Source organism: Microbacterium album (assembly GCF_014643695.1).
Lineage (GTDB): Bacteria > Actinomycetota > Actinomycetes > Actinomycetales > Microbacteriaceae > Microbacterium > Microbacterium album.
Genome location: NZ_BMJY01000001.1, coordinates 127,938 through 149,001 on the forward strand (window position 1 = coordinate 127,938; position 21,064 = coordinate 149,001).

The following is a 21,064-nucleotide window of genomic DNA, read 5'->3' on the forward strand; positions in this document are numbered from 1 at the left end:
CACCGCCACTGTCTCGTGTGAATCGCGTTGCTCGCCGGATCAGCGAGCCCGGCTCACGCGCCGCCGACGTTGTCCCGCGCCTGCTGGGCGCGGTCGGTGACGTGACCCGCCGCGTCCTGGGCGTCGGACTGCACGTGGGAGGCGGCCTCGCTGGCGCGCTCCTTCACGGCCGCCGCGGCATCCTGGACGGGCTCCTTCAGGTCGGATCCCACCTGCTGGGCGACGTGCTTCGCCTCGTCCATCAGGGGCTGGGCCTGCTCTTTGACGTCGTCGGCCAGCTGCTTCTCCTTGGCCGAGGCCGGGATGAGCGACGAGATGAGCAGACCCGCGCCGAAGGCCATCAGACCCACGGCGAGCGGATTGCCCTCGGCCTTGCCCGCCGCCCGGTGCGTCGCGTGGGAGACACCGTCGGCCACGGATGAGCCCGCGTCGTGCAGAGACGAGGCGGCGTCGTCGGCCGCGCCCATCACGCGGTCACGAAGGGAGCCGAATGCGCCCTTGATCTTGTGCGTCTGGCGATGCGCGATCTTGGAGGGCGTCACCTTGTCGACGAGGGCATCGGCGTCCTGGCTGAGCTCGCGTCGGGTGCGCTCGATTTCGGCGCGGATCGCGTCGGGTGAATCGGTCATCGGTTCTCCTCATTTCTCTTCAGGGCGTCGGGGATCTTCCCCAGCGTCTCCGCGGTGCGCGGAGCGCCCTTGACTTCCTTGAGCTGGTTACGTCCCGTGAGGAACAGGGCTGCGGCGATCACGGCCCACAGCAGGGCGACCACGAGCGCCGACCAGCCCAGGCCGATCAGCTGCCCGATGCCCCACCACAGGGCGACAGAGAGGAAGAAGACGGCCATGAGAGCGGCGTATCCGGCGCCGCCCATCATGCCGGCGCCCTTCCCGGCGCGTGAGGCCGACTCCTTGAGCTCGGCCTTGGCGAGCTCGATCTCCTGCCGCATCAGCAGCGACAGATCCTGCGTCACCTCGCCCAGCAGCTCGCCCAGCGAGGTCGTCGCCGCCTTCTCCTCGGACGGGGTGTGCTCATCGGCCATCGTCGAAGGCCCCTCCCGTGCCGGCCCCGCCGTCGGGCGACGCGTTCTCGGTGTAGGCGGCGCGCGAGCTGTCGTACATCGGCGTCGGCTCCGCCGCGGACGGGTACTCGGCCGTTCCGCCGGCCCCGGACGCCGTGACGCCCGCCGCGGCCGCACCCGTGGCGCCGACCCCCGGTGAACCCGTCGCCGGGCGCGTGATGGGCGGTGTCGGCGCGGGCGGCGTCGTCCCCGCGCCCGCCGCGCCGGTCGTGCTCCCGCTCGGCGTCGAGCCGGAGGACCCGTGCTCGTCGGACGCGTTCTCGGCGAGCGCCCTCGTGAGGCGGCCTGCCACGACCCCCGCGACGAGCGCACCGGCGATGAACATGCCCGGCTTGCGCCGCGCGAACGACTTCACCTCGTGCAGCAGCGACCCCGGGTCGCGATCCGAGAGCCAGGAGGACGCCGCCGAGACACGCGTCGACGCCTGGCGGACCAGATCGGTCGCGAGGCCGGGGTTCTCCGAACCACGTGCGAGCGACTCCAGCTCCTCACCGATCGACCGCAGGCCGTCCGCGACGCGCTGCTGCTGTGACGCCGCCTGCTCGGTCAGCTCCTGTCGGGTCTGGGCATACACGTCCTTCACCTGGGACTTCGCCTCGTGCGCGACGGACGACGCCTCTTCCTTCGCCGTCTCGATGACGTGACCCGCCTCGGACTGCGCGACGTCCTTGACCTCGGCTGCTTCCTGCTTGGCGGCCTCGGTCCTGCCTGAGGACGCCCCCGTGCCGTTCCCCGCGGGCGGCACCTCACCATAGCTCTGCGACATCGGTCTTCCCTTCGGTTACCGCGTGTGGATGTGGGATCCCATGTAAGACGGTCGTCGCCGTTTGCGCGCGTGGGTTGACCGCAGCGAAACGGCGTGGCAGGGAGGACCGGGGCGCGGCTTTGAGCCGGGCGGGCCCGAGTGACGACCGGCAGGACGCAGCGGCGCGGCCGACGGCGAGCGGAGTGTCGAAGAAGCGGACCGGGGGATGCGCGGGATGCGCGGGAGCGCAGAGGGGGAGAGGGCGGCGTCAGCCGCGCCAGGTCACGAGGGCAAGCCCCTGCTTGGTGTCGGCGAGGAGGACGAACCCGTCGCCGAAGGCGTAGGTCATCCCGTAACCGTCGTCGTCGACGGTCGTCGCGAAGTCGGAGTTCTCCGTCAGGTACACGAACCCCTGACCCTCCTCGCGCCGCCACTGCTGCGCCTCGAGGTACTCCTGCATCTCGGCGGCGTGCGCCGGCTCGATCGGGGCCCAGCCGTAGATCTGCACGTGATCGGTCGCGATGTCGTGGTCACCCCACGTGCACTGGATGCCGCCCTCGATCACGTGCTCGCCGATGCGGAACTCCTCCTCCAGCGCCGTCATCCCGAAGCCGGTGAACTCGGCGGCAAGGGAGGTGGGGATGATCGTGTCGCACGCCGGCGTCTCGCCGGGCTCCGCGGGGTGCCCGGTGGTGTCGGCGCTGGGCATCGCAGAGGGGAACTCGTGCTCGCTGGGCGGAGGCTGGTCGGGGCCGCCCGAGCACGCGGTGAGCGTCAGCGCGAGCGCGAGCGCGAGGAGCGCGCTGCGGCGGCCGCGGTTCACGTCGTCACCGAGGCGGTGCCGGTCGTGAAGGGCCCCGTCCCTCCGGTCTTCGTCCTCCCGGCACTGTGCAGCACCTCCAGCACGGCGTCGTGGATGAGACCGTTGGTGGCGAGCGCCGATCCGGAGGCGATGCCGGGCTCCCCGTCGAATGACGTGAACCGGCCCCCGGCGGCGGTGACGATCGCGGCGGCGGCGGCGAGATCGTACTCCTTCACGTCGAACTCGCCGACGACCTCGAGCCGGCCTTCGGCGAGCAGCATGTACGACCACACATCGCCGTACGCGCGGTCGCGCCACACGCGCCGGGTCAGCGCCACGAGCGCGTCCAGGTGGCCGGCGTCGTCCCACTGCGCGATGCTCTGGAAGCTCACGCTCGCATCTTCGAGCGCGGCGATCCGCGAGACCGCGATGGGGCGGGCGGTGCCGCCCGCGGCCGTCCACGCGCCCAGGCCCTCGGCGCCCCACCAGCGGCGCCCCAGCGCGGGCGCACTGACCACGCCGAGCCGGACGGCCCCGTCGACCTCCAGCCCGATCATGGTGCCCCACACCGGCACGCCGCGCAGGAAGTTGGCGGTGCCGTCGATGGGGTCGACGATCCAGCGCCGCCCAGTGCGCTCGTCGGAGCCGTACTCCTCGCCGAACACGCCGTCGTCGGCGCGCTCTGCCGCGAGCAGGGAGCGAATGGCACGCTCGGCGGCGAGGTCCGCCTCGGTCACGTGAGTGTGATCGGCCTTGCGTGACACGTCGAGATCGGGTGAGTCGAAGCGTGGCAGCGTCTGCGCGTCCGCGGCGTCGGCGAGGCGCAGCGCGAAGTCGAGGTCCGCGCGGAGATCGCCCGCGAACGGGCGATCGGACGAGGCGGCGGACGCGGGGGAACTCACCGCTCAAGGATACCGGCGAGGCTTCAAGGAAACCGACCAGATCAGCCATCTTCCGTCATATGACGCCCTGGGTTGACGCCCTCGTCGGCGACCGGCGCCGAGCAGCCGGCGCCCGCACGAGGGATTGTGAGATGAGAGGCCGGCTCGATTCCGAGGTGCCGGCGATTCGCGCGCACGCCGCCGGCCTGGTAATGTGGACCCTCGGTTCGCGGGAGCGGAGAGCTCCTCCCGGCCATGCGCCTCTAGCTCAATCGGCAGAGCAACTGACTCTTAATCAGTGGGTTCAGGGTTCAAGTCCCTGGGGGCGCACCATTCGCAGAAGGCCCGCGATCCCTTACGAGAGTAGGGATCGCGGGCCTTCTTCTGTTTGTCGGGAACCGGTCCTGCCCACGTTTTGCCCATGTCTTCATCCGGCAGTCTGCAGCGCCAGCTCCCATGCAGGGCTGAACGTGGCTGCGCGCGCAGCGGCGTCGAGCTTGACGGCCACCGACTCGAGGTCGTCGTCGAATAGGTCCGCATAGGTGTCTAGCGTCTCGGCGGCTGAAGCGTGCCCGAGCATGAGCTGCAGCACCTTCACGTTCGCTCCGGCGCTGACCGCGAGCGATGCGGCGGTGTGGCGTAGGTCGTGCGGGGTGATGCGGGGGAACGTCGGGTCGATCTTTTGGGCGCGGGAGACGGCGCCCTCGAACCAGCCGGTTCCGTTCTCCACGCGTCGGAGGAATCCGCCATCGGGGTTGCTGAACAGCAGGTCGTTTGGTCGGCGCGCGTCGAGGAGCGCGGCGATCTCGGCGCCCAGGACGGCGGGGTAGGGGACGTGTCGGTCCTCCCAGGACTTCAGCTCTCCCTCGTGCACGACGCCGTTCACGGTGACGGCGTTCTTCTCGGCGTGGAGTCGGCGCTTGAGCTGGTTGACATGTCGTGCGCGCAGTGCGGTCGCTTCGCCCCAGCGAAGCCCGGTGTATCCCAGGACGCGGACGAGCGTGGGACGGGCGGAGCATCGGGCGAGGAGCTCGAGCTGCTGGTGGGATAGGTAGCTGCGGCCGGCCTTCTTCTTGGGCTTCTTCGGTCGGTTCTCGAGCCCTCGGGCGGGGTTCTTCTTGATGCGCCCGTCAGCGATCGCCATGTCGAGGATCCCGGCGAGCACGCCGAGCGCGCGCAGTGAGGTCGACGCGGACTTCTCGGAGGCGAGGCCGGCGAGCCACGCCTGCACTTCGGAAGGGACGATCGACCTGATCTCGCGGTGACCCCAGAACGGTTCGACGTGGTTCCGCCAGGCGCGAGGCAGCGGGTCGTACGACGACGGCTTGAGGACCTTCTTGCCAGCGAGCCATACGGGCGCGAGCTGCCCGACGGTGATCCGAGAAAGGGCGGGGTCGATGTACTCGCCGGTCGCCTTCGCGACGGTCACGGATGCGAGGAACACCTCGGCTTCCCGCTTCGTCTTGAACCCTCGCTTGTCGGTCTGGGACTTGTCGGGTTTCACGTAGCGGACGCGGTACCGCCTGCCCTTCGCGGTCGAGTAGGAGCTGATGCTGCCTGCCATCAGGACGCCTGTGCCACGTTCTCGCGGTGGTCCCACTGTCCGGCGCCCATCTTCGGACGTTCGTAGACGACGTCACCGAGGCGGAGCAGCATCCCCTTGTAGGCGTCGACGATCTCCACGGTCACGTCGAGGTCGTACGCCATCGAGGGGGAGTGCCCGTCGCGGAGACGCTCGACTTCCGCGAAAGCGTCTCGGTCGATGAGGAGACGTGCGGCCCACTCGAACGCTGCGCGCTCCTGGCGGGCGTGCTGCGGCCCGAAGATCGTCGGCGTGTGCCCGTGGACGGCGTGCCCGAGTTCGTGCGCGAGAACGGAGCGTGCGAGCCGCCGCGGCATGTGCGGGTTGAGGCGCACGGTACGGGACCCGTCGTGGTAGCCGCCGACCTTGCGGCCGCGGTGCTCGATCACGGTGAGGCCGAGCTCGTCGGCGAGGGCGAGTAGCTGCTGCATCGGATCAGGGGTGGTAGTCGTCGGTGTCCTGGGAGTGGTCGATGTCGCTCTCGAAAGCGACCTCGCCGAGAGCCTGGTCGTTGCCACCGACATTCGGCCGCATGTGCGTGACGTTCCCGAGCACTTCGCTGACGGGAACGTCGTAGGCGGTGTCCATCGAGGAGACGCGCAGGCGCCGCGCGACTTCCTCGACGATCTGCTCATCCGTGGCCGAGCGGAGGGCGGTCGCGGCCGCGTCGATCCCAGCGTCCTCCCGGCTCAGGTGTCCGGTCGAGACCAGCGCCGGGATGACCGGGAGCTCGTACTCCCGGCACACCGCGCGGACCGTCTCGAAGGAGAGCTGGTCGAGGTTGATCTGCCGATTGAGAGTGCCCTGGTTCATCCCGACTCGGCGGGCGACTTCGCGGATGGAGTCCTTGCCTCGAACCTCGTCGATCCACTTCATGCTCACGTTGACCATGTCTTAATCCTGAGTCATTCCTGTCTAACGCACAAGTCAATTGACGAACGCGGTTGACAGAGTGAGCGACATATCGGACGCGTGACGCATGAATCGGACAGTTGAGCAGGCGAGCGACATGATGGGCGTGATTCGTCCCGGTCTGCTCGACCGCCTGAAGGACCACTCGGGGATCAAGAGCGACGAGGCGTTCGCGCGGACTATCGGCGTGAGCCGGGAGACGCTGAACCGCCTCAAGAAGGGCGAGGAGCCGTCGCTTCGCACGGTGATCGGTATCGCTCACGCGTTCGGGCTCGCGCTCGGCGAGGTCGTGACGACAGTGCCGCGGCCGGACGCGAGCGAGGCGACGAACGGCGCCCGGAGCGAGGCCGCCTGATGGCCGCCAACGTCGTGCCGCTGCGCTCGAAGGCGCAGGCAGGGGAGCAGCAGTGGCTCTCGCCTGAGCAGGTGTGCGAGCGGGTCCCCGGGATGACCATCGACCGGCTCAAGGACATGCGCAAGCGCGGCGTCGGGCCGAAGTACTACAAGCCGACGCTGAAGACGGTGACCTACAGCTCGCGGGATATCGACACGTGGGTCGAGTCCACGGTCGTGACGACGAGGGAGCAGTCGTGATCGCCGTGCGCTGGGCGGCGCTCGTCGTCGCGGTCGCGTGCATGGCTGGGGCGTTGCACGCCGGGGTCGTGAACGGGTTCGTGCTGGCCGGCCTGGTGCTCCTGGTCGTGTTCGTGTGGCCGGCGCTGCCGTTCGTGTTGTGGGGTGTCGTCGCGGACGTGGTGTCCCCGGTGTGCCTGGACTGCCGGGACGGCAGGCACCTCGCTTGCGACGGCGGGTGCGACTGCCCGGTCGACCACGCCATTGAGCAACTCATCGCAGATGTCGATGCTCGGGCCGCCGGTGGTGTGCGATGAGCTTCCCGCTGCCTGATCTCGAGGCGAAGCCGGTCCGCTGGTGGCAGCCGTGGGCTGTGGCTGGTGCGGTGCTGTTCGTGGTCGATGTGGTCGGCCTGGCTGTGGCGGCGGTGGTCCTGTGAGCGTGCTGCTGGATCAGGAGACGGTCGTGCTCGAGGGGCTCGACTTCGAGCCTCGGTGTGAGGAGCGATACAGCGAGGAGCACGCGGCGACCCACACCATCATCTGCCGAGTCTGCGGTGGCGCTGTGCTCGCCTGTGAGAAGCACCTGGCGCATGCGCGGTGGCTGCTCCGAGACGAAGCGAAGCACATCCCGTGCGGCTCGGTCGAGCAGGGCTTCGACCTGCTGTTCACGTGGAGGCCACTGTGAACGTCCTCGGCGTAGACCCCAGCCTGACGTGCTCGGGTGTGGCGGTCGTGGAGTGGAACGCGGGCTCGCCGATCGCGGCGCCGTTTTGGGACACATGGCGTGCCCGGGCGGCGAAGCCGGAAGTCGCGACCGTGGCGGCCACGCGCCGCCGGATCCGGGTGATGTTGCGGGAGATCCTCGCGTTCGTCCCGGCGACGCTCGACCTCGCTGTGGTGGAGGGCCCGTCGTTCGGGTCGCGCACGGCTCTGTCGCTCGCAGACGAGCGCGCCGGCCTGCGGTGGATGCTCATCGATCAGCTCATGGCGCGGGTCGTCTCGCCGGATCGGGTGGTGGTCGTGCAGCCACGCAGTCGTGCGCTGCTCGCCACCGGGAGCGGCAAGGCGAGCAAGACGCAGGTGCTCGACACGGTGCGCGCGCTCGTCCCCGGCGCGCACATCCCCAACCACGACGTCGCTGACGCCGTCGCGCTGGCTGCGGCCGGCGCCCATCATCTCGGGCTCTCGCTGCCGTACAGCGACGCCCAGTCGAAGGCTCACGCGCGGATCGCGTGGCCGACAGCAGACGCGGCCTGAGCCGCACAACAGGGAGAGAGGCAGACATGGAGACCAAGCCGACCAGCTTCGCGCGCGGGGTGCCGCCGGAGGAGCGCAACGGGTTCTACGGCATGGAGGGCGACCTGATCGCGAACGCGCAGGACGCGCAGCCGATCGTCGCGATCGTGACGTACACGCTCGACGAGGTCGTGACGAAGACGCTGGCGGGTGAGACGTACCCGGTGGTGAAGGCGTTCTCGATCGAGCCGCTGCACGACGAGAAGGCGATCGTGGCGGCGATCAAGCTCCGGGACGCGGCGATGAAGCAGCGGACGGGCGTCGACACGCTCGATCTGCCCGAGGTGGACGAATGAGCGCGCCCACGCTGTTTCCGCAGTTCAAGCGCCGCAACCACGGGCGAGGGCACTCGTACTACATCGATGGCGAGAAGGTCGACGGCGTCACGACCCTGCTCGGCGACGGCGCCCGAAAGAAGGCCCTCGAGGCGTGGAACGGCAACGTGGTCGCGGACTACGCGGTCGACCACTGGGACGAGCTGTCCAAGCTGCCGTTCTCGCAGCGTCTCGACCGGCTGAAGAAGTCCCGCTACGAGGTGCGTGACGAGGCCGCGCGCCGCGGCTCCGAGGTGCACAACCTGGCCGAGCAGATTCTGCGCGGCGAGGAGGTCGCTGTGCCGGACGAGCTCGCCGGCCATGTCGAGTCCGCTGTCCGGTTCATGGACGAGTGGGAGGTCGAGGAGCTGCTCGTTGAGGCGCCCGGGGTGAACCTCGAGCACCGGTACGGCGGCACGTTCGATCTGCTGTTCCGGTCGCGCCGGTTCCCGGGGCGCACGTTCCTCGCGGACTGGAAGACGTCGAAGGACATCTACGGCGAGACGGCGCTGCAGCTCGAGGCGTACTCGCGGTTCGACTTCGTGCTCGGCACCGGCGGCGGCGAGGTGCCGCTGTCGGAGTTCGGGATTACCGATCACGTCGCGATCCACATCAAGGCGGACACGTACGTCGTCTACCCGATGCAGCGCGGCGACGACGTGTGGCAGCGGTTCCTCGCGACGGCGGCGTCGGCGCGCGCGAACCGCAAGGACGACATCGAGGCGCTGCGTGGCGACGCGATGTACCTGCCGGGGGTGGCGGCATGACCGAGCAGCAGGAGGCCCCGGTGGAGGAGCACGGCACGGAGGTGGAGCTCGCGCCGCAGCGTGGCGAGGTCGCGGCCGCGCAGCCGACCGCTGAGGCGGGTGTCGAGTGGGGGTCTGAGCAGCTGCTCCGGTTCGTGCGTGACCTGCAGCTGGCGCACACTGCGGCTCGTGCGCTCGTGAAGACGTCGTTCGTCCCGCAGTCGTACCAGGGCAAGCCGGAGGAGGCGGCGGCCGCGATCGTCACCGGTCAGGGCATCGGACTGGCTCCGTTGGCGTCGTTGCGGTCGATGGACGTCATCCAGGGCACGCCGGCGTTCCGGGCGATCACGATCCGCGCGATCGTGCAGTCGCACGGGCACGAGATCTGGGTCGAGGAGTCCACGTCGCACCGCGCGATCGTGAAGGGTCGCCGCAAGGGCACGGACAAGATCGAGACCTCCGTGTGGGACATGGACCGAGCCCGCGCTCTGGGTCTGACGAACAAGGCGAACTGGAAGAACCAGCCGGGCGCGATGCTCGTTGCTCGTGCGACTGCTGAGGTCGGGCGTCTGATCGCCGCGGACGCCCTGCTCGGCATGGCGTACTCGATCGAGGAGCTCGAGGACGGGGCGACTCCGGAACCGGTGGAGGAGAAGCCGAAGGCGGCGCGTGCGACGCGGACGGTGGCGCGGAAGCCGCGCGGCGCTGTGAGCGCACCAGAAGCGCAGGACGCTCCGGATGCACCCGCGGCGGATGTTCTCGCGCAGGACGGGCGCACAGAACCGGAGAGCACTGGTTCTGAGTCGGAGGAGGAGTACGAGGCGCGTGTGGCGGCGGAGTACGGGGCCGCGGTGGCGCGTGGGGAGGTGCAGTCATGAACGAGTTCAAGGCGAGCAACGGGGTGGCAGTGCGGCTCGTGTCGGCGGGGCTGGAAGCCCAGGTCGACAACGGGATCGGTGTCATTCACCTCGCGCTCGATCGCACGGCCGCTCTCCGTGAGTTCTTCCTGCACGAGCGTGACGAGCAGCTCGGCCGGTGGCGGTGGCCGGAGAACCCCGACTACGTGGTGTACCCGCGCGAGGAGCGCCGCGTCCGGGTCATCCATGAGCCGACTGGCGACTTCGCTGATTCCGTCCGTGGCACGACCATTCCGGGGCCGGTGAAGGATGCCGCTCGTGCCTACTTCGATGCTCACCCTGAGCCGAAGCCGTGGCGCGACGCGAAGCCCGGCGAGGTGTGGGTGGTCACCAAGGACGACACGGAGGGCGAGTTCGCGGCAGTCGTGAGCGACCCTGTCGTGACCGGCCGCACATCCTTCGACGCCGCAGCGATCAGCTTCCCCGTGACCGATCTCCGGATCACCGCGGCTCGCCGCATCTGGCCGGGGGCGACGTCGTGAGCGCCGTCGTCGATGCTCCCGTGGTGCGCACGGAGGACGGGGCGATCCTCGGCCCGGACTGGCGCCGTGCGGGCCTCGCGCGCCCGGAGTACACGGTGCCTGGTCGGATCCCGGCGGACGGTGTGCAGCCCGGTGACACGATCCGGGTGCTCGACATGGATCTGGTCGTGCTGAAGGTGTGGCGGGACCGTCCGCCGTTCGCTGCCGGCATCCGGGTGCTGGCCCGCACCGTCCGGGGTGCGGAGCTGGTGTTCGAGTACGCAGAGCGAGACATGGTCGACGTCGTCGCGGTAGGAGCGTTCGACCGATGAGCGAGCTGCCTCCCGCCCGGATCACGGATCCCGCGTCGGCGGTTGCCTGGTCGCACTACGTGCGCGAGAAGGTCACCCCGACGCCGGATCCGTCGCACATCGTCGCCCCTGACGACGTGATCGCTGAGCTGCAGAACCTGAAGGCCGCGGCCGGCCGGATGGTGCTGGTCGTGAAGGAGGCCGACGACCTCCGCGGGACCGCAGCGCGGGCCCTGGCCCGGGCGACGGCGAAGGCTCAGATGCAGGTCCGGGAGGAGGCGAAGGCCGAGAAGCTCACCGTCGACGAGAAGGCCGCTCGCGTGGAGCAGCTGACCGCGACGGAGGCGGACGAGGCGGCGGTCGCGGAGCGGGCGTACCAGTACGCGCGCTCCGTGGCCCGCCTGGTCGACGACCAGAAGTCGGCGGTGCAGACGATCGCTCGGCTGGTGGAGCTGACGTTCTCGCTCGCGGGATCTCGGAGGGCCGGCTGATGGGCATCCGAACGCTGAGGGCTGGCGACCCGATCCCCGCTGGCGAGCCACGTCGCTACCTGACCGGCGCCGGCTACATCAAGCTGCGCTGGAAGGTCGGCGTCGAGGACTACGTCGAGGTGTACGAGCACCGATTCGTGATGGGGATGCCCGACGATGACCTGCAGGTGCACCACCGCAACCGTGGACGCCGCGACAACCGTCCCGAGAACCTGGTCGTCCTCTCCGCCGCCGAGCACCGGGCGCTGCACGACGCAGAAGATCGTCCGGAGTTCGAGCGGCGCATGGCGGAGCGTGGCGGATATCGGTCACGAGCCGCGCAGCAGAAGGCCGAACGCGCCGCCGCTCGACGTGCTGCGTTGCACCGCCGCGCGCTCGCGATGCGAGCAATGTACGAGGCCGGATCGACGACGACGGAGATCGGTGATGCGTTCGGGATCCACTCGTCGAACGTCAGTATCCACCTGCGCCGCGTCGGTACGGAGATGCGGCCGTTCAGCTCGAGGTCGCGGCGATGAGCGCGGGCGGCAAGTTCCCGGCGGCGATGGTCCGGTTGATCTTCTTCGAGCGCGAGGGAGAGGCGTGCTTCATGTGCCGGAAGCCGCTGCGGTGGCATGAGCGCGGCATGGCGTGGTCGCTACACCACCGCAAGCCGCGCGGCATGGGCGGCACCTCCCGACAGGTGTCGCCGGCGGATGGCCTGGTCTTGTGCGGAAGCGGTGTGTCTGGCGATCACGGCTGGGCGGAGGCGAACCGGGCGCGCGCGATCGAGATGGGCGTGCTCATCTCGGCGCACGGCGTCGGCCCGGCGTTCGAGCCGGAGAACGTGCGGGTGCAACGGAACTCAGGCAGCTGGTGGCTGCTGACGCGCGATGGTCGCGCGGTGGAAGTGGAAGGAGGAGCGCGGTGAGCGTCAAGGTCACGAATCTCGTGTGGCACAGCGAGCAGGCTGCGCACCTGAAGGGGAACGCGTTCGTCGCGATGCTCGCGCTCGCTGACATCGCCGACGACGAGGGGCACGTGGTGTTCGCGCGCGAGGCGAAGCGGTCGCAGGAGGAGCTCGCGCGGAAGGCGCGCATGTCCGTGGCGACGTTCCGGCGGGCGACGCAGGATCTCGCGGAGCAGGGGCTGTTGGAGATCTCGCGGGAGTCGCAGCGGGCCGTGAACGACTACCGAATCCTGCTGACCGCTCAGATTGAGCGCTCAGAGGTGAGCGGTCACAGCGCTCAGGGTGAGCGGTCTGAGCGCTCATCTAGTGAGCGGTCAAACTCGAGCACTCCTTATAAGGGACGTAGTAACGGAAAGAACGTAGATGTAAGGCCGCGCAAGCGCGGCTCCCGCATCCCGGACCCGTTCGTGCTGACCGCCGAGATGAAGGCGTGGGCGGCCGCCGAGGTTCCCGGCCTGGACGTCGTCGTGCACACGCGCGAGTTCGTGGACTACTGGCGGGCGAAGTCAGGCAAGGACGCCACGAAGGTCGACTGGGTCGCGACGTGGCGGAACTGGATGCGGAAGGCGCACCGCTGGCAGGGCGAGCGGGCCTCGACGAAGCCAGCCCCCGATGACCGGCTGCGTGAAGGCCTCGAGCGCGGCGCCCGGCTGCAGGCCCTCGTCGGGGCTGAGCAGAGGGGGATCGCGTGAACATCCAGCAGACGAACGAGCTGCTGCTGCGGATCCAGGTGATCGACAACCGGCAGATCGGGGACTCGACGGTGCTGGCGTGGCACGAGCTCGTCGCGGACCTCGACTACGACGTCGCGGTGGAGGCGGTGCGGATGCATCGGATGGAGTCGAAGGAGTACCTCGTGCCGGCGCATGTGCGGGCGAACGCCGAGCGCATCCGCCTCGCGGGCATCGAGCGCACGGACGAGTGGGGCAACCGGATCGAGCCGGATGCGGCTGCGGTGGCTGCGCTCGAGCGGATCCGGCGTGGGCGCGCCGGTCAGCGGGCGGTGGGCGCGGCATGACCTACGACGAGATGCCGCCGGAGGACCCGTACACGGAGCCGGCGCCGCAGCCGGACGGCCGCGCGCTCGCGGAGCGGTACGTGATCGGCGCGATGCTGCAGAACCCCGCCGTGATCGGCGACGTGCAGGCCGAGGTCACCGCCGCGGACTTCGAGGACATCCGCCTCGGCGCGATCTTCGCAGGCGTGTGCCAGATGGTGGCCGAGAAGCAGCCCGTCGACTTCCTCACCGTGTGGGACCAGCTCGCGGCGTGGGACGTGCGCGGCATCGACCTGGGCACCCTGTCGTCCTGGGCGGATCAGGTGCCGACTGCACGGAACGCGGCCCACTATGCGCGGCTGGTGCGGGAGGCGTCGATGCGGCGCGCGCTCGCTGCGATCGGGTCGCGGCTGACGACGGCCGAGGACCCGGTGCGTGCGATGCGGGACACGCTCGACGCGCTCGGGAAGCTGTCGCAGCGCGGCGGGGCCGCGGCGGAGGCTAAGTCCCTCGGTGACCTGCTGAACGTGCCCGACGCGGACCTCGCCTACGACTGGGTGATCCCGGGACTGCTCGAACGGCAGGACCGGCTCATGCTGACCGGCACCGAGGGGTCGGGGAAGTCGGTGCTGCTGCGGCAGCTCGCGATCCTCACAGCGGCGGGCCTGCACCCGACCGAGTTCCACCAGATCGAGCCGCAGCGCGTGCTCGTGATCGACGCGGAGAACTCCGAACGGCAGTGGCAGCGGTCGGTCGCGGGGATGACGGATCAGGCGGCGACGCGCGGCCGGCGCGACCCGCGCCCGTACGTGCACGTCCGGTGTGCGCCGGCGATGGACATCACCCGCCCGGATGAGCAGGGCCGCATCCACCGGCTGATCGACGCGCACAAGCCGGACCTGTTGCTGATCGGGCCGCTGTACCGGCTGGTGCCGCGCGCGATCCAGTCGGACGACGACGCCGCCCCGGTGCTGTCGGTGCTGGACGGGTTGCGGGAGCGGGGCGTGTCGATGCTCATCGAGGCGCACGCGGGGCACGCGTCCGCGGGTGCGCAGGAGCGCGACCTGCGGCCGCGCGGGTCGTCCGCGCTGCTCGGGTGGCCGGAGTTCGGGCTCGGTCTGCGGCGGGACAAGCGGATCGAGGGTCGCGTGCCGACGTTCAGCCTCGTGCGGTGGCGAGGGGACCGGGACAGGCGTGAGTGGCCGTCGCGGCTGCTGCGGGGGCAGGCGTTCCCGTGGGAACCGACGCTCGGCTGACGAAGACAGGAAGCAAGGGAGAGACATGAATCCGTGGGAGATCTTCGGCTGGGTGGCGGCGCTCGCGCTCGCTGTCGTGGTGGCCGTGCTGGCGCTGGTGGTCTCGGTGGCGGCTATCCGTTCGCTGGGCGACGGGAAGAAGGCTCGGGAGGTGTTCCGTGGCCACGGGCAGTAAGGGCCGCCGGATGGTCGACGCGATCGACGACGTCGCGGCGGAGCTGCGCCTGGCGAACCGGATCGCGGTGCTGAAGCTCGGCGCGTCGGCGCTGGATCACGATCCGGGGAGCCGGGCGACGACTGATGTGGCGCGGGAGCGGGTCGCGCGGATGAACCGGCTGCGCGCGGAGATCCGCGCTGGCCTCGGACTGGACGGAGAAGGAGCATGAGCGAGCGGATCGACGCTGCCAAGGAGGCGTGGACGAATCTCGGGAGGGCCGGGGATCTGCTGGCGGCGGGGATCTCGGCAGCAGCCAGCGCCGCGGCCCACATCGCGCACACGCAGGCGACGCTCGCGCTTGTTGAGCAGCAGCGCATCGCGAACCTGATTGCGCTGGGAGGCATCGGCGGGGGTCCGATCAACAGCGCGTACCCCGATGAAGTGCTGCGGTACCTCCGGAGGGAGTATCCGGCCGCGGCCGACGCTCTGCGGGTGCAGGAGGTGTCTCGTGGCGATCACGGCTGAACTTCGGATCACGATCGCGGAGGTCGAGATCACGGACGAGTACCGCGTCCTGTTGACGACGGATCGGAAGAAGACGGACCTCGCGATCGACGAGGCCGAGCGACTCGCGCACGAGCTCATCGAAGCGGCGGCGGAGGCACGTGCCGCGCTGAAGCAGGACTTCTCGCGGGACGTGATGCGGCACGGGTTCGACGTGGACATGGCAGGGGAGGTCGGCTGATGCCGATCAAGGACTACACGACGACGATCAGCGTCGAGAAAACGATGGGCGAGATCACCGGAGCGCTCGCGCGCCGCGGCGTCACGCGCATCTCGACGCTGTTCGATGACGACGGGACGCCGGCGGGCCTCGGCTTCACCATGCGCACGGCGTACGGCCCTCGGGACTTCGAGCTCCCGGTGCGGACGTCCGGAGTGCTCGCGGCCCTCGAGGCTGATCGAGTGCAGCCGAAGTACCGCACGCCGGAGCACGCGGCGCGGGTGGCGTGGCGGATCGCGAAAGACTGGCTCGAGGCGCAGGCCGCGCTCATCGACGCGCAGCTCGCGACGCTCGACGAGGTGATGCTGCCGTACATGGTCGACGGCCGCGGCCAGACGATGTACGCGCTCTACGTGTCGAACCAGAACGCGATCGAGTCATGAGCACGCGGGATGCGCTCGTGAAGGCGCAAGAAGCAGTCGCGGACGCCGCGTCGGAGCTGATGCTCGACTACCTCGGCAAGCGTGCACGAGGCACCATCGACCCGGACACCACCGAGGAAGCGTTCAGCGCGCTCTACGAAGCCTTGGACGCGCACGGGTCGCTCGCTCTCGCGCTCGAGCATGTGGACGAGACGCCATGAGCGCCGGACCGATCAAGCAGTCGCGGGACGCGTGGAAGCCGCAGCCGAAGTCCACTCCGGACGCTCACCGGGTGTGCGCGCCGATGCCTCGCCGCGCGGGCCTTTCGTACTGCGGCAGGAACGGGCGCCGGGTCGTGTCCGACTGGGCGCAGGTGAAGTGCGCGGACTGCCTCGCCGCTCGCGCGGCCGACGTCGCGGCAGGTGCGGAATGAGCGCGGGCCCGAGGGTATGCACGCACGCGGGATGCGAGGCGCGGTCCGTTGCGCGGAGGCTCTGCCGCGCCCACTATCAGGCCGCGTGGAAGGCCGGCACGCTCGGCCAGCACCAGAAGCTGCCGCCGCGCGTGAAGGACCCGAAGATCTGCCCGCCGGAGCACAAGCACGCCGCGTCGCTGGTCTGCTACAACCTGCACCAGTGCCGGTGTACGCCGTGCAGCGAGCACCGCGCCGAAACCGATCAGCGGCGCGCGAAGCTGAAGGCGTACGGCCGGTTCGACACAGGCCTGGTCGATGCGGAGCCGGTGCGCGAGCACCTGCTGATGCTGGGCGAGTTCGGCATCGGCTACAAGCGGGTCGCTCGTCTCTCTGGTGTCGGCGTCACGCCCGTCAGGAACATCATCTGGGGCCGACAGGACCCGGGGCCGCGCAAGGGCGAGATCCCGAAGCGGATCAAGCGCGAAAACGCCGAGCGCATCCTCGCCGTCAAGCCCGACCTGAGCGCCCTGGCCGCCGGCGCGAAGATCCCCGCTCGCGGCACGCACCGCCGTCTGCAGGCGCTCGTCGCGATCGGATGGTCGCAGTCGAAACTGGCGATCCGGCTCGGAATCGAGCCGTCGAACTTCACCTCCGTGATGAAGCGCACACAGGTCACCGTTGCGCTGCATCGGAAGGTCGCCGCACTGTTCGACGAGCTCTGGTCGACGCTGCCGCCGCGCGATTCGTGGCGGGACAAGATCGCCTACTCCCGGTCTCTCCGGTTCGCGAAGGGACGCCGATGGCTGCCGCCTCTGGCGTGGGACGACATCGACAACGACATCGAGCCTCCTGTCCCTGACGAGGACGGAGTCATCGATGAAACCGCCGTCGAGCTCGCCCTCGCCGGCGAAAGCGTCCGTCTGACGCCGGAGGAGCGCCGCGAGTGCGTGCGGCGCCTGCACGTTGAGCGGTGGTCCGACGCGCGCGTCGCCGAGACGATCCGGGTGAACCCGAGGACGGTCCTCCGCATCCGTGAGGAGCTCGGCCTGGCCGCTTGGGACCAGAACGAGCTTCGGGACAAGGGAGCAGCATGACGATCCCCACGACCCTCGCCCTCGACCCCGCATGGACGGCATGGACCAAGCGCTACGAGTGGCACCTCGACCACGTGCCGGGACTGCTCGAACTGATGCGCGATTCGACACCGCGGATCTCGTCGGACTCGGCCCGCTACGGCAAGGAACGAACGAGCTCGTCGAGGGAGGCGCCGGTGCCGTTCAGCATCGACGCGGTGGACGACGCCGACGACCTCTGGGGTGCACTGGCGGCGTACACGCTCGAGGTCGCGGAACTGCTGGGGGAGCACCCACCGCATGTGCTCCGCGCGTCCTGGTGGCGCGCCGGCCAGGTGCAGGGCATCCGCGCCGCCGCCGACGCCAGGAAGGCCCGCTCGGACGCGTTCGAGGTCGTCGCCTGGTTGGTGGACCGGGAGACGCTGATCGCCGCGGAAACGGGCTTGCAGGACTCGGAAGAGCACCTGTTCGCCCTGGTGCGGAAGTCCCGCGCCCGGTGGCAGGCCGCGCCGAGGGCCCGCAGCGCTCGCCCTCGCCCGTGCCACGTGTGCGGGGAGGTCGCCGTGCTCATCGACTGGATGGACGTACCGGGCGGGATCGGGCCGGCGCTCCCCGTGGGGCGGTGCTCGCGGTGCGGGCAGCAGTACGAACGGAAGCCGACATGAGCGACAGACACCCGCTGAAAACCCGCGGCTCGCGCGCACGCACCGGGAGCTTGAAGCCATGCCAGACCGCGCCGTGATCATCGACGAGTACGGGCACGCATGGCAGAAGTCGGCCTATCTCGGTTTCTGGTACCGCGCGTTCGACGGGGACGGCATCAGCGCCTTCGAGCTGGCACAGAGAGCCGGGAAGCCACGGCAGGTGTCGCCATGACCGTCTGGCTCAACTACCGGCAGGCAGCGAAGCGAGTAAGCCGGTCCCGCCGCACGATTCGACGCTGGAAAGCACGCGGCATGCCCATGACGTTCGACGACCGCGGCCGCCGCGTCGTCGACGAGGAAGTGCTCCTCGCATGGTGGCGCGGACGACTCCTCGCAGACCCGATTCACCAGGCCCGACTCAAGGCGAAGCAGAAGGAGACACAGGTGGAGATCGACGAGGAAGAACTGCCAGGTCGAGGGGACTGGCGGAAAGACATCGACCCGGAGGAGGGACTGTGACCGACATCGAGCAGCCGTACACGCCGAGCCTGGACGAGGTGCGCGAGGCGCACGGCTGGACGGGACACGACAGCCACGTCGAGTCGAACCGCGCCGCCAAGCGCGCCGAGTTCGACCGCTGGCTGGCCGCGCATAACGAGGCCGTCCGTGCCGAGGCACTGAGGGAAGCGGGGCGTGACATAGACCGGATGATCGCCATTGCCCGCGACGATGAGCGCGAGAAGGCCGCACAGATCGCGGAGACGCACCCGGCCCCGCTCGGAGCTGTCGCCCGCCTCATCCGTGACGCCATCGCCGCCCGGATCAGGGCGCAGGGGAAGGAGCAGGGAGCATGAGCTGGACACCGCCGACCTATGACCAGTGGGGCGAGACGCCCGCTAACTACGAGCCTGAGCGGTGGGACGTGGTGCGTGATGACGGATTCGTGCTGATCGAGGGCACGAGCATCCTCGACGCGGACACGCAGGTCGCGTGGCTGAATGCACACCGACCGGGCGGACACACATACGAGAGCCGTCTGACAGAGGGGAACGAGTCATGACCGACATCGAGGCGCGCTTCTGGTCGAAGGTTGACAAGTCTGGCGACTGCTGGCTCTGGACGGCGGCGACGACCTACGGGTACGGCCGCTTCGCCATCACAAAGCGGCAGATGATCGGCGCGCATCGGTTCGCCTGGGAGACGGTGAACGGCCCGGTCCCGGATGGCATGGTGATCGACCACCTGTGCCGGATCCGGCTGTGCGTAAACCCGGCGCACATGGAGGTCGTGACGAACGGTGAGAACGTGCTTCGCGGCGAGGGACTGTCTGCCCTGAACGCCCGCAAGACGCACTGCAAGAACGGTCATGAGTTCACGCCCGAGAACACCATCGTGACGAAGAACCCTTCCGGCAATGGGCGTGCCTGCCGAGAGTGCCGCCGAGCGGCCTGGACCGCGCGCGCCACATGCCCGGAATGCGGCGGGAGTTTCAGCGCACGGAACCTCGCGCGCCACCGCACCAACCAGCACGGAGGTAGTCATGTCTGATCTTGCTCAGGAGGCCCGCGCCGAGGCGAACAGCGGTACAGGCTGGTACGAGGTGATCCATCCGCAGACCGCGACGACCGAGATCGTGCGGGTGATGGAGGACGGGTCGATCTACTGCCCCGAGGGGGTGCTGACGCGTGAGGAGTTCGCGTTCGCGTCGGCCCGAGGTCGCGTGCATCGTCTCGTGCGTGCTGACGACCCACCGGCCTCTCCCGTCACAAGGGAGACGGTGACCCCCGAGGCGCTCGCCCACGAGCTGTGGCGGTCGTACTCAGGATCGATCTGTGGACGGGACGGGTGCCGATACGAGAACGGCGAGAACGACGCCGACTACGAGTGTGGGTGCACCGAGTGCGTGACCACGTGGGAAGGCGTCGCTGACACCCTGATCGCCGCGTTCGACATCCGAGAGAGGAGCGAGTCGTGAAGATCACCGACGAGGCGGTAGAGCGGGCACTGGCGTCGTGGTTCGAGTCCGTGACTCATGCCGGCGCGTACGAGTCGGTCGCGGAGCACGTCAAGGAGCGGAACCGCCCGCGCATGCGCGCCGCTCTGGAAGCCGCGCTCGCTGAGGACGGGGGCGAGTGATGGACGCGCAGTTCATCCTCGACGCGATCCGCCGTGCCCACCCGGACGCGGCGGTCGTGCCCGAGGTCGTCATCCACGACCACCTGTGGGACGAGCGGAGGGCAGAGGCGAAGCCGATTCGTCGGATTGACGCGCTGATGGTCAGGAGCCTGCAACGCACGGCGATCGAGGTGAAGGTGTCGCTCGCGGACTGGAAGCGGGACACGTACCGAAAGCGCGCGCCGTGGGTTGCTGTCGTGAACAGGTTCGTCTTCGCCGTGCCGAAGAGCCTGCACGACCAGATCGGCGGCAACTACGGGATGCACCAGCTCGACACCTGGGACTGCGGCGTCTGGACGGTGGACGAGAACGGCCGGGTGGAGGTCGTCAAGAAGGCGAAGGTGCGCCCGCACCCTGAGCCACTGCCGCAGCAGGTCGTGCAGACGCTCGCGTTCCGCGCAGCGCGGGCAGCGCTCACCGAGAAGGGAGACGACCGTGCCACGCATGGTGAACGCTGACGTGGTGCTCGCCGGCCTCCGGGAGGCCCTGGCAACGCCCCGGGAGACTGGCCCACGCCGGGCGCTCGAGGTGTCGATCCTGCGCCGCCGGGTGTGGCGGCTCGCCGACTATGTGGAGGCGCAGGCTATCGAAGTCGAGAAGGGAGACAACCGTGCCTGACCCGGTCCCCGCGCCTATCCGCGCCGAGCTCGACCAGACCCCGGAGTGGTGGGACCGGCAGTACCGGGAGTTGGTCCGCGAGCGCATACCCCGGGACGCCGCATCCCACGAGGGACACGACCTCGACGAGATCAGCACCTACGACGGCACCACGCTCCGCCGCTGGTGCGTGGACTGCGGTGTGTCGATCGACCCGTACGCACAGCACGAAGACTCCGTCACCCGACGAACAGCGACATGATGCTCGCCGTCGCCCCGACCACCAGCCCGACCCCGATCAACGCGAGGTCAACCAGGGCCGCCCGCGGACGGGAGAGCAGGAAGTCAGCCAACGGTCCCACCATCGCGTTCATCTGAGCGCGGGACCCGTTCGAACCATCCGCGAGAGGGGAAGCCCGCCGCAACTCCGCAAGCCCCTCGTGGGCACCCAACGCGAGACGAATCAGACCGAACAGCGGCAGCGCCGCCGACACGACGTACATGGAGACGAGCAAGGAGACCATGCGCCGGATGCTATCGG

General features: G+C 69.5%; 44 protein-coding genes and 1 tRNA gene. 36 read left to right on the plus strand and 9 right to left on the minus strand.

Annotation, left to right across the window (positions count from 1 at the left end; translation table 11 throughout):
• Nucleotides 1-53: 53 nt before the first annotated feature.
• From IEX37_RS00570 to IEX37_RS00590, 5 genes are all read right to left on the minus strand, one after another.
• Complete coding sequence (locus IEX37_RS00570; protein ID WP_188754302.1) at nucleotides 54-629, minus strand: DUF3618 domain-containing protein; 576 nt, start codon at nucleotides 627-629, stop codon at nucleotides 54-56.
• Nucleotides 626-1,042, minus strand: coding sequence for a phage holin family protein (locus tag IEX37_RS00575; protein ID WP_188754303.1), 417 nt, complete (start codon nucleotides 1,040-1,042; stop codon nucleotides 626-628). The genes IEX37_RS00570 and IEX37_RS00575 overlap by 4 nt, the downstream gene beginning before the upstream one ends.
• Nucleotides 1,032-1,847, minus strand: coding sequence for a F0F1 ATP synthase subunit B family protein (locus tag IEX37_RS00580; protein WP_188754304.1), 816 nt, complete (start codon nucleotides 1,845-1,847; stop codon nucleotides 1,032-1,034). Before IEX37_RS00580 ends, IEX37_RS00575 begins: the two co-directional genes overlap by 11 nt.
• Nucleotides 1,848-2,094: 247 nt before the next feature.
• Nucleotides 2,095-2,649, minus strand: coding sequence for a hypothetical protein (locus IEX37_RS00585; RefSeq protein ID WP_188754305.1), 555 nt, complete (start codon nucleotides 2,647-2,649; stop codon nucleotides 2,095-2,097).
• A complete protein-coding gene (locus tag IEX37_RS00590) occupies nucleotides 2,646-3,530 on the minus strand; it encodes an inositol monophosphatase family protein (protein WP_188754306.1) in 885 nt (294 codons plus the stop codon). Before IEX37_RS00590 ends, IEX37_RS00585 begins: the two co-directional genes overlap by 4 nt.
• Before the next feature lie 236 nt (nucleotides 3,531-3,766).
• Between IEX37_RS00590 and IEX37_RS00595 the strand changes: the two genes are divergently transcribed.
• Nucleotides 3,767-3,842: transfer RNA gene (locus IEX37_RS00595), tRNA-Lys, on the plus strand.
• Between the two features lie 94 nt (nucleotides 3,843-3,936).
• Here IEX37_RS00595 and IEX37_RS00600 read toward each other — a convergent pair.
• From IEX37_RS00600 to IEX37_RS00610, 3 genes are read right to left on the minus strand one after another with little or no spacing between them, the layout of a single operon-like run.
• The gene (locus IEX37_RS00600) at nucleotides 3,937-5,073 is read right to left on the minus strand and encodes a site-specific integrase (protein WP_188754307.1); all 1,137 of its coding nucleotides are present in this window, start codon (nucleotides 5,071-5,073) and stop codon (nucleotides 3,937-3,939) included.
• The gene (locus IEX37_RS00605) at nucleotides 5,073-5,522 is read right to left on the minus strand and encodes an ImmA/IrrE family metallo-endopeptidase (protein ID WP_188754308.1); all 450 of its coding nucleotides are present in this window, start codon (nucleotides 5,520-5,522) and stop codon (nucleotides 5,073-5,075) included. The genes IEX37_RS00600 and IEX37_RS00605 overlap by 1 nt, the downstream gene beginning before the upstream one ends.
• A 4-nt stretch (nucleotides 5,523-5,526) precedes the next feature.
• Nucleotides 5,527-5,982 carry a hypothetical protein gene (locus IEX37_RS00610; protein ID WP_188754309.1) on the minus strand — a complete coding sequence of 152 codons (456 nt, stop codon included), beginning with the start codon at nucleotides 5,980-5,982 and terminating at the stop codon, nucleotides 5,527-5,529.
• A gap of 88 nt (nucleotides 5,983-6,070) precedes the next feature.
• Between IEX37_RS00610 and IEX37_RS00615 the strand changes: the two genes are divergently transcribed.
• The 35 genes from IEX37_RS00615 to IEX37_RS00780 all read left to right on the plus strand — a co-directional run bounded on the left by IEX37_RS00615 (nucleotide 6,071) and on the right by IEX37_RS00780 (nucleotide 20,785).
• Nucleotides 6,071-6,358 (plus strand): helix-turn-helix transcriptional regulator, encoded by a 288-nt coding sequence (locus tag IEX37_RS00615; RefSeq protein WP_188754310.1) that lies wholly within the window; start codon nucleotides 6,071-6,073, stop codon nucleotides 6,356-6,358.
• Nucleotides 6,358-6,597 (plus strand): helix-turn-helix transcriptional regulator, encoded by a 240-nt coding sequence (locus tag IEX37_RS00620; RefSeq protein WP_188754311.1) that lies wholly within the window; start codon nucleotides 6,358-6,360, stop codon nucleotides 6,595-6,597. Before IEX37_RS00615 ends, IEX37_RS00620 begins: the two co-directional genes overlap by 1 nt.
• Entirely contained in the window at nucleotides 6,594-6,893 is a 300-nt protein-coding gene (locus tag IEX37_RS00625; protein ID WP_188754312.1) for a hypothetical protein, read from the plus strand. The genes IEX37_RS00620 and IEX37_RS00625 overlap by 4 nt, the downstream gene beginning before the upstream one ends.
• Nucleotides 6,890-7,015, plus strand: a complete 126-nt coding sequence (locus IEX37_RS16045; RefSeq protein WP_268236506.1) for a hypothetical protein — start codon at nucleotides 6,890-6,892, stop codon at nucleotides 7,013-7,015. Before IEX37_RS00625 ends, IEX37_RS16045 begins: the two co-directional genes overlap by 4 nt.
• A complete protein-coding gene (locus IEX37_RS00630; RefSeq protein WP_188754313.1) occupies nucleotides 7,012-7,263 on the plus strand; it encodes a hypothetical protein in 252 nt (83 codons plus the stop codon). Before IEX37_RS16045 ends, IEX37_RS00630 begins: the two co-directional genes overlap by 4 nt.
• Nucleotides 7,260-7,835 carry a hypothetical protein gene (locus IEX37_RS00635; protein WP_188754314.1) on the plus strand — a complete coding sequence of 192 codons (576 nt, stop codon included), beginning with the start codon at nucleotides 7,260-7,262 and terminating at the stop codon, nucleotides 7,833-7,835. The genes IEX37_RS00630 and IEX37_RS00635 overlap by 4 nt, the downstream gene beginning before the upstream one ends.
• 26 nt (nucleotides 7,836-7,861) lie before the next feature.
• The gene (locus tag IEX37_RS00640) at nucleotides 7,862-8,170 is read left to right on the plus strand and encodes a hypothetical protein (protein ID WP_188754315.1); all 309 of its coding nucleotides are present in this window, start codon (nucleotides 7,862-7,864) and stop codon (nucleotides 8,168-8,170) included.
• Nucleotides 8,167-8,955, plus strand: a complete 789-nt coding sequence (locus tag IEX37_RS00645) for a hypothetical protein (RefSeq protein ID WP_188754316.1) — start codon at nucleotides 8,167-8,169, stop codon at nucleotides 8,953-8,955. The genes IEX37_RS00640 and IEX37_RS00645 overlap by 4 nt, the downstream gene beginning before the upstream one ends.
• Nucleotides 8,952-9,812, plus strand: coding sequence for a hypothetical protein (locus IEX37_RS00650; protein WP_188754317.1), 861 nt, complete (start codon nucleotides 8,952-8,954; stop codon nucleotides 9,810-9,812). The genes IEX37_RS00645 and IEX37_RS00650 overlap by 4 nt, the downstream gene beginning before the upstream one ends.
• Nucleotides 9,809-10,333 carry a hypothetical protein gene (locus IEX37_RS00655; RefSeq protein ID WP_188754318.1) on the plus strand — a complete coding sequence of 175 codons (525 nt, stop codon included), beginning with the start codon at nucleotides 9,809-9,811 and terminating at the stop codon, nucleotides 10,331-10,333. The genes IEX37_RS00650 and IEX37_RS00655 overlap by 4 nt, the downstream gene beginning before the upstream one ends.
• Nucleotides 10,330-10,644 carry a hypothetical protein gene (locus IEX37_RS00660; RefSeq protein WP_188754319.1) on the plus strand — a complete coding sequence of 105 codons (315 nt, stop codon included), beginning with the start codon at nucleotides 10,330-10,332 and terminating at the stop codon, nucleotides 10,642-10,644. The genes IEX37_RS00655 and IEX37_RS00660 overlap by 4 nt, the downstream gene beginning before the upstream one ends.
• Complete coding sequence (locus IEX37_RS00665) at nucleotides 10,641-11,114, plus strand: hypothetical protein (RefSeq protein ID WP_188754320.1); 474 nt, start codon at nucleotides 10,641-10,643, stop codon at nucleotides 11,112-11,114. The genes IEX37_RS00660 and IEX37_RS00665 overlap by 4 nt, the downstream gene beginning before the upstream one ends.
• Complete coding sequence (locus IEX37_RS00670; protein ID WP_188754321.1) at nucleotides 11,114-11,632, plus strand: HNH endonuclease; 519 nt, start codon at nucleotides 11,114-11,116, stop codon at nucleotides 11,630-11,632. The genes IEX37_RS00665 and IEX37_RS00670 overlap by 1 nt, the downstream gene beginning before the upstream one ends.
• Nucleotides 11,629-12,024, plus strand: coding sequence for a hypothetical protein (locus IEX37_RS15895; RefSeq protein WP_229662988.1), 396 nt, complete (start codon nucleotides 11,629-11,631; stop codon nucleotides 12,022-12,024). Before IEX37_RS00670 ends, IEX37_RS15895 begins: the two co-directional genes overlap by 4 nt.
• On the plus strand, nucleotides 12,021-12,755 hold the full coding sequence (locus tag IEX37_RS00680; protein WP_188754322.1) for a helix-turn-helix domain-containing protein: 735 nt from the start codon (nucleotides 12,021-12,023) through the stop codon (nucleotides 12,753-12,755). Before IEX37_RS15895 ends, IEX37_RS00680 begins: the two co-directional genes overlap by 4 nt.
• Nucleotides 12,752-13,081 carry a hypothetical protein gene (locus IEX37_RS00685; protein WP_188754323.1) on the plus strand — a complete coding sequence of 110 codons (330 nt, stop codon included), beginning with the start codon at nucleotides 12,752-12,754 and terminating at the stop codon, nucleotides 13,079-13,081. The genes IEX37_RS00680 and IEX37_RS00685 overlap by 4 nt, the downstream gene beginning before the upstream one ends.
• Nucleotides 13,078-14,316: an AAA family ATPase gene (locus IEX37_RS00690; RefSeq protein WP_188754324.1), complete on the plus strand. Its 1,239-nt coding sequence runs from the start codon at nucleotides 13,078-13,080 to the stop codon at nucleotides 14,314-14,316. The genes IEX37_RS00685 and IEX37_RS00690 overlap by 4 nt, the downstream gene beginning before the upstream one ends.
• Before the next feature lie 25 nt (nucleotides 14,317-14,341).
• The gene (locus IEX37_RS00695; RefSeq protein WP_188754325.1) at nucleotides 14,342-14,491 is read left to right on the plus strand and encodes a hypothetical protein; all 150 of its coding nucleotides are present in this window, start codon (nucleotides 14,342-14,344) and stop codon (nucleotides 14,489-14,491) included.
• Nucleotides 14,475-14,702: a hypothetical protein gene (locus IEX37_RS00700; RefSeq protein WP_188754326.1), complete on the plus strand. Its 228-nt coding sequence runs from the start codon at nucleotides 14,475-14,477 to the stop codon at nucleotides 14,700-14,702. Before IEX37_RS00695 ends, IEX37_RS00700 begins: the two co-directional genes overlap by 17 nt.
• The gene (locus IEX37_RS00705; protein WP_188754327.1) at nucleotides 14,699-14,998 is read left to right on the plus strand and encodes a hypothetical protein; all 300 of its coding nucleotides are present in this window, start codon (nucleotides 14,699-14,701) and stop codon (nucleotides 14,996-14,998) included. Before IEX37_RS00700 ends, IEX37_RS00705 begins: the two co-directional genes overlap by 4 nt.
• Complete coding sequence (locus IEX37_RS00710) at nucleotides 14,982-15,218, plus strand: hypothetical protein (RefSeq protein ID WP_188754328.1); 237 nt, start codon at nucleotides 14,982-14,984, stop codon at nucleotides 15,216-15,218. The genes IEX37_RS00705 and IEX37_RS00710 overlap by 17 nt, the downstream gene beginning before the upstream one ends.
• Nucleotides 15,218-15,640, plus strand: a complete 423-nt coding sequence (locus tag IEX37_RS00715; RefSeq protein ID WP_188754329.1) for a hypothetical protein — start codon at nucleotides 15,218-15,220, stop codon at nucleotides 15,638-15,640. Before IEX37_RS00710 ends, IEX37_RS00715 begins: the two co-directional genes overlap by 1 nt.
• Nucleotides 15,637-15,840, plus strand: coding sequence for a hypothetical protein (locus IEX37_RS00720; protein WP_188754330.1), 204 nt, complete (start codon nucleotides 15,637-15,639; stop codon nucleotides 15,838-15,840). Before IEX37_RS00715 ends, IEX37_RS00720 begins: the two co-directional genes overlap by 4 nt.
• A 208-nt stretch (nucleotides 15,841-16,048) precedes the next feature.
• On the plus strand, nucleotides 16,049-17,128 hold the full coding sequence (locus IEX37_RS00725; RefSeq protein WP_188754331.1) for a hypothetical protein: 1,080 nt from the start codon (nucleotides 16,049-16,051) through the stop codon (nucleotides 17,126-17,128).
• Nucleotides 17,125-17,772 carry a hypothetical protein gene (locus IEX37_RS00730; RefSeq protein ID WP_188754332.1) on the plus strand — a complete coding sequence of 216 codons (648 nt, stop codon included), beginning with the start codon at nucleotides 17,125-17,127 and terminating at the stop codon, nucleotides 17,770-17,772. Before IEX37_RS00725 ends, IEX37_RS00730 begins: the two co-directional genes overlap by 4 nt.
• Before the next feature lie 58 nt (nucleotides 17,773-17,830).
• Nucleotides 17,831-17,983: a hypothetical protein gene (locus tag IEX37_RS00735; RefSeq protein ID WP_188754333.1), complete on the plus strand. Its 153-nt coding sequence runs from the start codon at nucleotides 17,831-17,833 to the stop codon at nucleotides 17,981-17,983.
• Entirely contained in the window at nucleotides 17,980-18,270 is a 291-nt protein-coding gene (locus tag IEX37_RS00740; RefSeq protein WP_188754334.1) for a hypothetical protein, read from the plus strand. The genes IEX37_RS00735 and IEX37_RS00740 overlap by 4 nt, the downstream gene beginning before the upstream one ends.
• Nucleotides 18,267-18,605, plus strand: coding sequence for a hypothetical protein (locus IEX37_RS00745; protein WP_188754335.1), 339 nt, complete (start codon nucleotides 18,267-18,269; stop codon nucleotides 18,603-18,605). The genes IEX37_RS00740 and IEX37_RS00745 overlap by 4 nt, the downstream gene beginning before the upstream one ends.
• The gene (locus IEX37_RS00750; RefSeq protein WP_188754336.1) at nucleotides 18,602-18,811 is read left to right on the plus strand and encodes a hypothetical protein; all 210 of its coding nucleotides are present in this window, start codon (nucleotides 18,602-18,604) and stop codon (nucleotides 18,809-18,811) included. The genes IEX37_RS00745 and IEX37_RS00750 overlap by 4 nt, the downstream gene beginning before the upstream one ends.
• A complete protein-coding gene (locus tag IEX37_RS00755) occupies nucleotides 18,808-19,299 on the plus strand; it encodes an HNH endonuclease (protein ID WP_188754337.1) in 492 nt (163 codons plus the stop codon). Before IEX37_RS00750 ends, IEX37_RS00755 begins: the two co-directional genes overlap by 4 nt.
• Nucleotides 19,292-19,726, plus strand: coding sequence for a hypothetical protein (locus IEX37_RS00760; RefSeq protein ID WP_188754338.1), 435 nt, complete (start codon nucleotides 19,292-19,294; stop codon nucleotides 19,724-19,726). Before IEX37_RS00755 ends, IEX37_RS00760 begins: the two co-directional genes overlap by 8 nt.
• Complete coding sequence (locus tag IEX37_RS00765; protein WP_188754339.1) at nucleotides 19,723-19,887, plus strand: formate dehydrogenase subunit delta; 165 nt, start codon at nucleotides 19,723-19,725, stop codon at nucleotides 19,885-19,887. The genes IEX37_RS00760 and IEX37_RS00765 overlap by 4 nt, the downstream gene beginning before the upstream one ends.
• Entirely contained in the window at nucleotides 19,887-20,384 is a 498-nt protein-coding gene (locus IEX37_RS00770) for a hypothetical protein (protein ID WP_188754340.1), read from the plus strand. Before IEX37_RS00765 ends, IEX37_RS00770 begins: the two co-directional genes overlap by 1 nt.
• Nucleotides 20,371-20,544, plus strand: coding sequence for a hypothetical protein (locus tag IEX37_RS00775; RefSeq protein ID WP_188754341.1), 174 nt, complete (start codon nucleotides 20,371-20,373; stop codon nucleotides 20,542-20,544). The genes IEX37_RS00770 and IEX37_RS00775 overlap by 14 nt, the downstream gene beginning before the upstream one ends.
• Nucleotides 20,537-20,785, plus strand: coding sequence for a hypothetical protein (locus IEX37_RS00780; protein ID WP_188754342.1), 249 nt, complete (start codon nucleotides 20,537-20,539; stop codon nucleotides 20,783-20,785). Before IEX37_RS00775 ends, IEX37_RS00780 begins: the two co-directional genes overlap by 8 nt.
• Here IEX37_RS00780 and IEX37_RS00785 read toward each other — a convergent pair.
• Nucleotides 20,763-21,047 (minus strand): hypothetical protein, encoded by a 285-nt coding sequence (locus tag IEX37_RS00785; protein ID WP_188754343.1) that lies wholly within the window; start codon nucleotides 21,045-21,047, stop codon nucleotides 20,763-20,765. The genes IEX37_RS00780 and IEX37_RS00785 overlap by 23 nt on opposite strands.
• Nucleotides 21,048-21,064 lie beyond the last annotated feature (17 nt).

Excerpts from the sequence above, each read along its gene's own strand:
- IEX37_RS00650 (WP_188754317.1), top strand. The coding sequence starts at position 8,952 with ATGACCGAGCAGCAGGAGGCCCCGGTGGAGGAGCACGGCACGGAGGTG.
- IEX37_RS00575 (WP_188754303.1), bottom strand. The coding sequence starts at position 1,042 with ATGGCCGATGAGCACACCCCGTCCGAGGAGAAGGCGGCGACGACCTCG.
- IEX37_RS00600 (WP_188754307.1), bottom strand. The coding sequence starts at position 5,073 with ATGGCAGGCAGCATCAGCTCCTACTCGACCGCGAAGGGCAGGCGGTAC.
- IEX37_RS00760 (WP_188754338.1), top strand. The coding sequence starts at position 19,292 with ATGTCTGATCTTGCTCAGGAGGCCCGCGCCGAGGCGAACAGCGGTACA.
- IEX37_RS00695 (WP_188754325.1), top strand. The coding sequence starts at position 14,342 with ATGAATCCGTGGGAGATCTTCGGCTGGGTGGCGGCGCTCGCGCTCGCT.
- IEX37_RS00690 (WP_188754324.1), top strand. The coding sequence starts at position 13,078 with ATGACCTACGACGAGATGCCGCCGGAGGACCCGTACACGGAGCCGGCG.
- IEX37_RS00570 (WP_188754302.1), bottom strand. The coding sequence starts at position 629 with ATGACCGATTCACCCGACGCGATCCGCGCCGAAATCGAGCGCACCCGA.
- IEX37_RS00610 (WP_188754309.1), bottom strand. The coding sequence starts at position 5,982 with ATGGTCAACGTGAGCATGAAGTGGATCGACGAGGTTCGAGGCAAGGAC.
- IEX37_RS00670 (WP_188754321.1), top strand. The coding sequence starts at position 11,114 with ATGGGCATCCGAACGCTGAGGGCTGGCGACCCGATCCCCGCTGGCGAG.
- IEX37_RS00755 (WP_188754337.1), top strand. The coding sequence starts at position 18,808 with ATGACCGACATCGAGGCGCGCTTCTGGTCGAAGGTTGACAAGTCTGGC.
- IEX37_RS00740 (WP_188754334.1), top strand. The coding sequence starts at position 17,980 with ATGACCGTCTGGCTCAACTACCGGCAGGCAGCGAAGCGAGTAAGCCGG.
- IEX37_RS00715 (WP_188754329.1), top strand. The coding sequence starts at position 15,218 with ATGCCGATCAAGGACTACACGACGACGATCAGCGTCGAGAAAACGATG.
- IEX37_RS00665 (WP_188754320.1), top strand. The coding sequence starts at position 10,641 with ATGAGCGAGCTGCCTCCCGCCCGGATCACGGATCCCGCGTCGGCGGTT.
- IEX37_RS00750 (WP_188754336.1), top strand. The coding sequence starts at position 18,602 with ATGAGCTGGACACCGCCGACCTATGACCAGTGGGGCGAGACGCCCGCT.
- IEX37_RS00580 (WP_188754304.1), bottom strand. The coding sequence starts at position 1,847 with ATGTCGCAGAGCTATGGTGAGGTGCCGCCCGCGGGGAACGGCACGGGG.
- IEX37_RS00725 (WP_188754331.1), top strand. The coding sequence starts at position 16,049 with ATGAGCGCGGGCCCGAGGGTATGCACGCACGCGGGATGCGAGGCGCGG.
- IEX37_RS00785 (WP_188754343.1), bottom strand. The coding sequence starts at position 21,047 with ATGGTCTCCTTGCTCGTCTCCATGTACGTCGTGTCGGCGGCGCTGCCG.
- IEX37_RS00720 (WP_188754330.1), top strand. The coding sequence starts at position 15,637 with ATGAGCACGCGGGATGCGCTCGTGAAGGCGCAAGAAGCAGTCGCGGAC.
- IEX37_RS16045 (WP_268236506.1), top strand. The coding sequence starts at position 6,890 with ATGAGCTTCCCGCTGCCTGATCTCGAGGCGAAGCCGGTCCGCTGGTGG.
- IEX37_RS15895 (WP_229662988.1), top strand. The coding sequence starts at position 11,629 with ATGAGCGCGGGCGGCAAGTTCCCGGCGGCGATGGTCCGGTTGATCTTC.
- IEX37_RS00730 (WP_188754332.1), top strand. The coding sequence starts at position 17,125 with ATGACGATCCCCACGACCCTCGCCCTCGACCCCGCATGGACGGCATGG.
- IEX37_RS00770 (WP_188754340.1), top strand. The coding sequence starts at position 19,887 with ATGGACGCGCAGTTCATCCTCGACGCGATCCGCCGTGCCCACCCGGAC.
- IEX37_RS00775 (WP_188754341.1), top strand. The coding sequence starts at position 20,371 with ATGGTGAACGCTGACGTGGTGCTCGCCGGCCTCCGGGAGGCCCTGGCA.
- IEX37_RS00620 (WP_188754311.1), top strand. The coding sequence starts at position 6,358 with ATGGCCGCCAACGTCGTGCCGCTGCGCTCGAAGGCGCAGGCAGGGGAG.
- IEX37_RS00735 (WP_188754333.1), top strand. The coding sequence starts at position 17,831 with ATGCCAGACCGCGCCGTGATCATCGACGAGTACGGGCACGCATGGCAG.
- IEX37_RS00640 (WP_188754315.1), top strand. The coding sequence starts at position 7,862 with ATGGAGACCAAGCCGACCAGCTTCGCGCGCGGGGTGCCGCCGGAGGAG.
- IEX37_RS00645 (WP_188754316.1), top strand. The coding sequence starts at position 8,167 with ATGAGCGCGCCCACGCTGTTTCCGCAGTTCAAGCGCCGCAACCACGGG.
- IEX37_RS00605 (WP_188754308.1), bottom strand. The coding sequence starts at position 5,522 with ATGCAGCAGCTACTCGCCCTCGCCGACGAGCTCGGCCTCACCGTGATC.
- IEX37_RS00655 (WP_188754318.1), top strand. The coding sequence starts at position 9,809 with ATGAACGAGTTCAAGGCGAGCAACGGGGTGGCAGTGCGGCTCGTGTCG.
- IEX37_RS00705 (WP_188754327.1), top strand. The coding sequence starts at position 14,699 with ATGAGCGAGCGGATCGACGCTGCCAAGGAGGCGTGGACGAATCTCGGG.
- IEX37_RS00615 (WP_188754310.1), top strand. The coding sequence starts at position 6,071 with ATGAATCGGACAGTTGAGCAGGCGAGCGACATGATGGGCGTGATTCGT.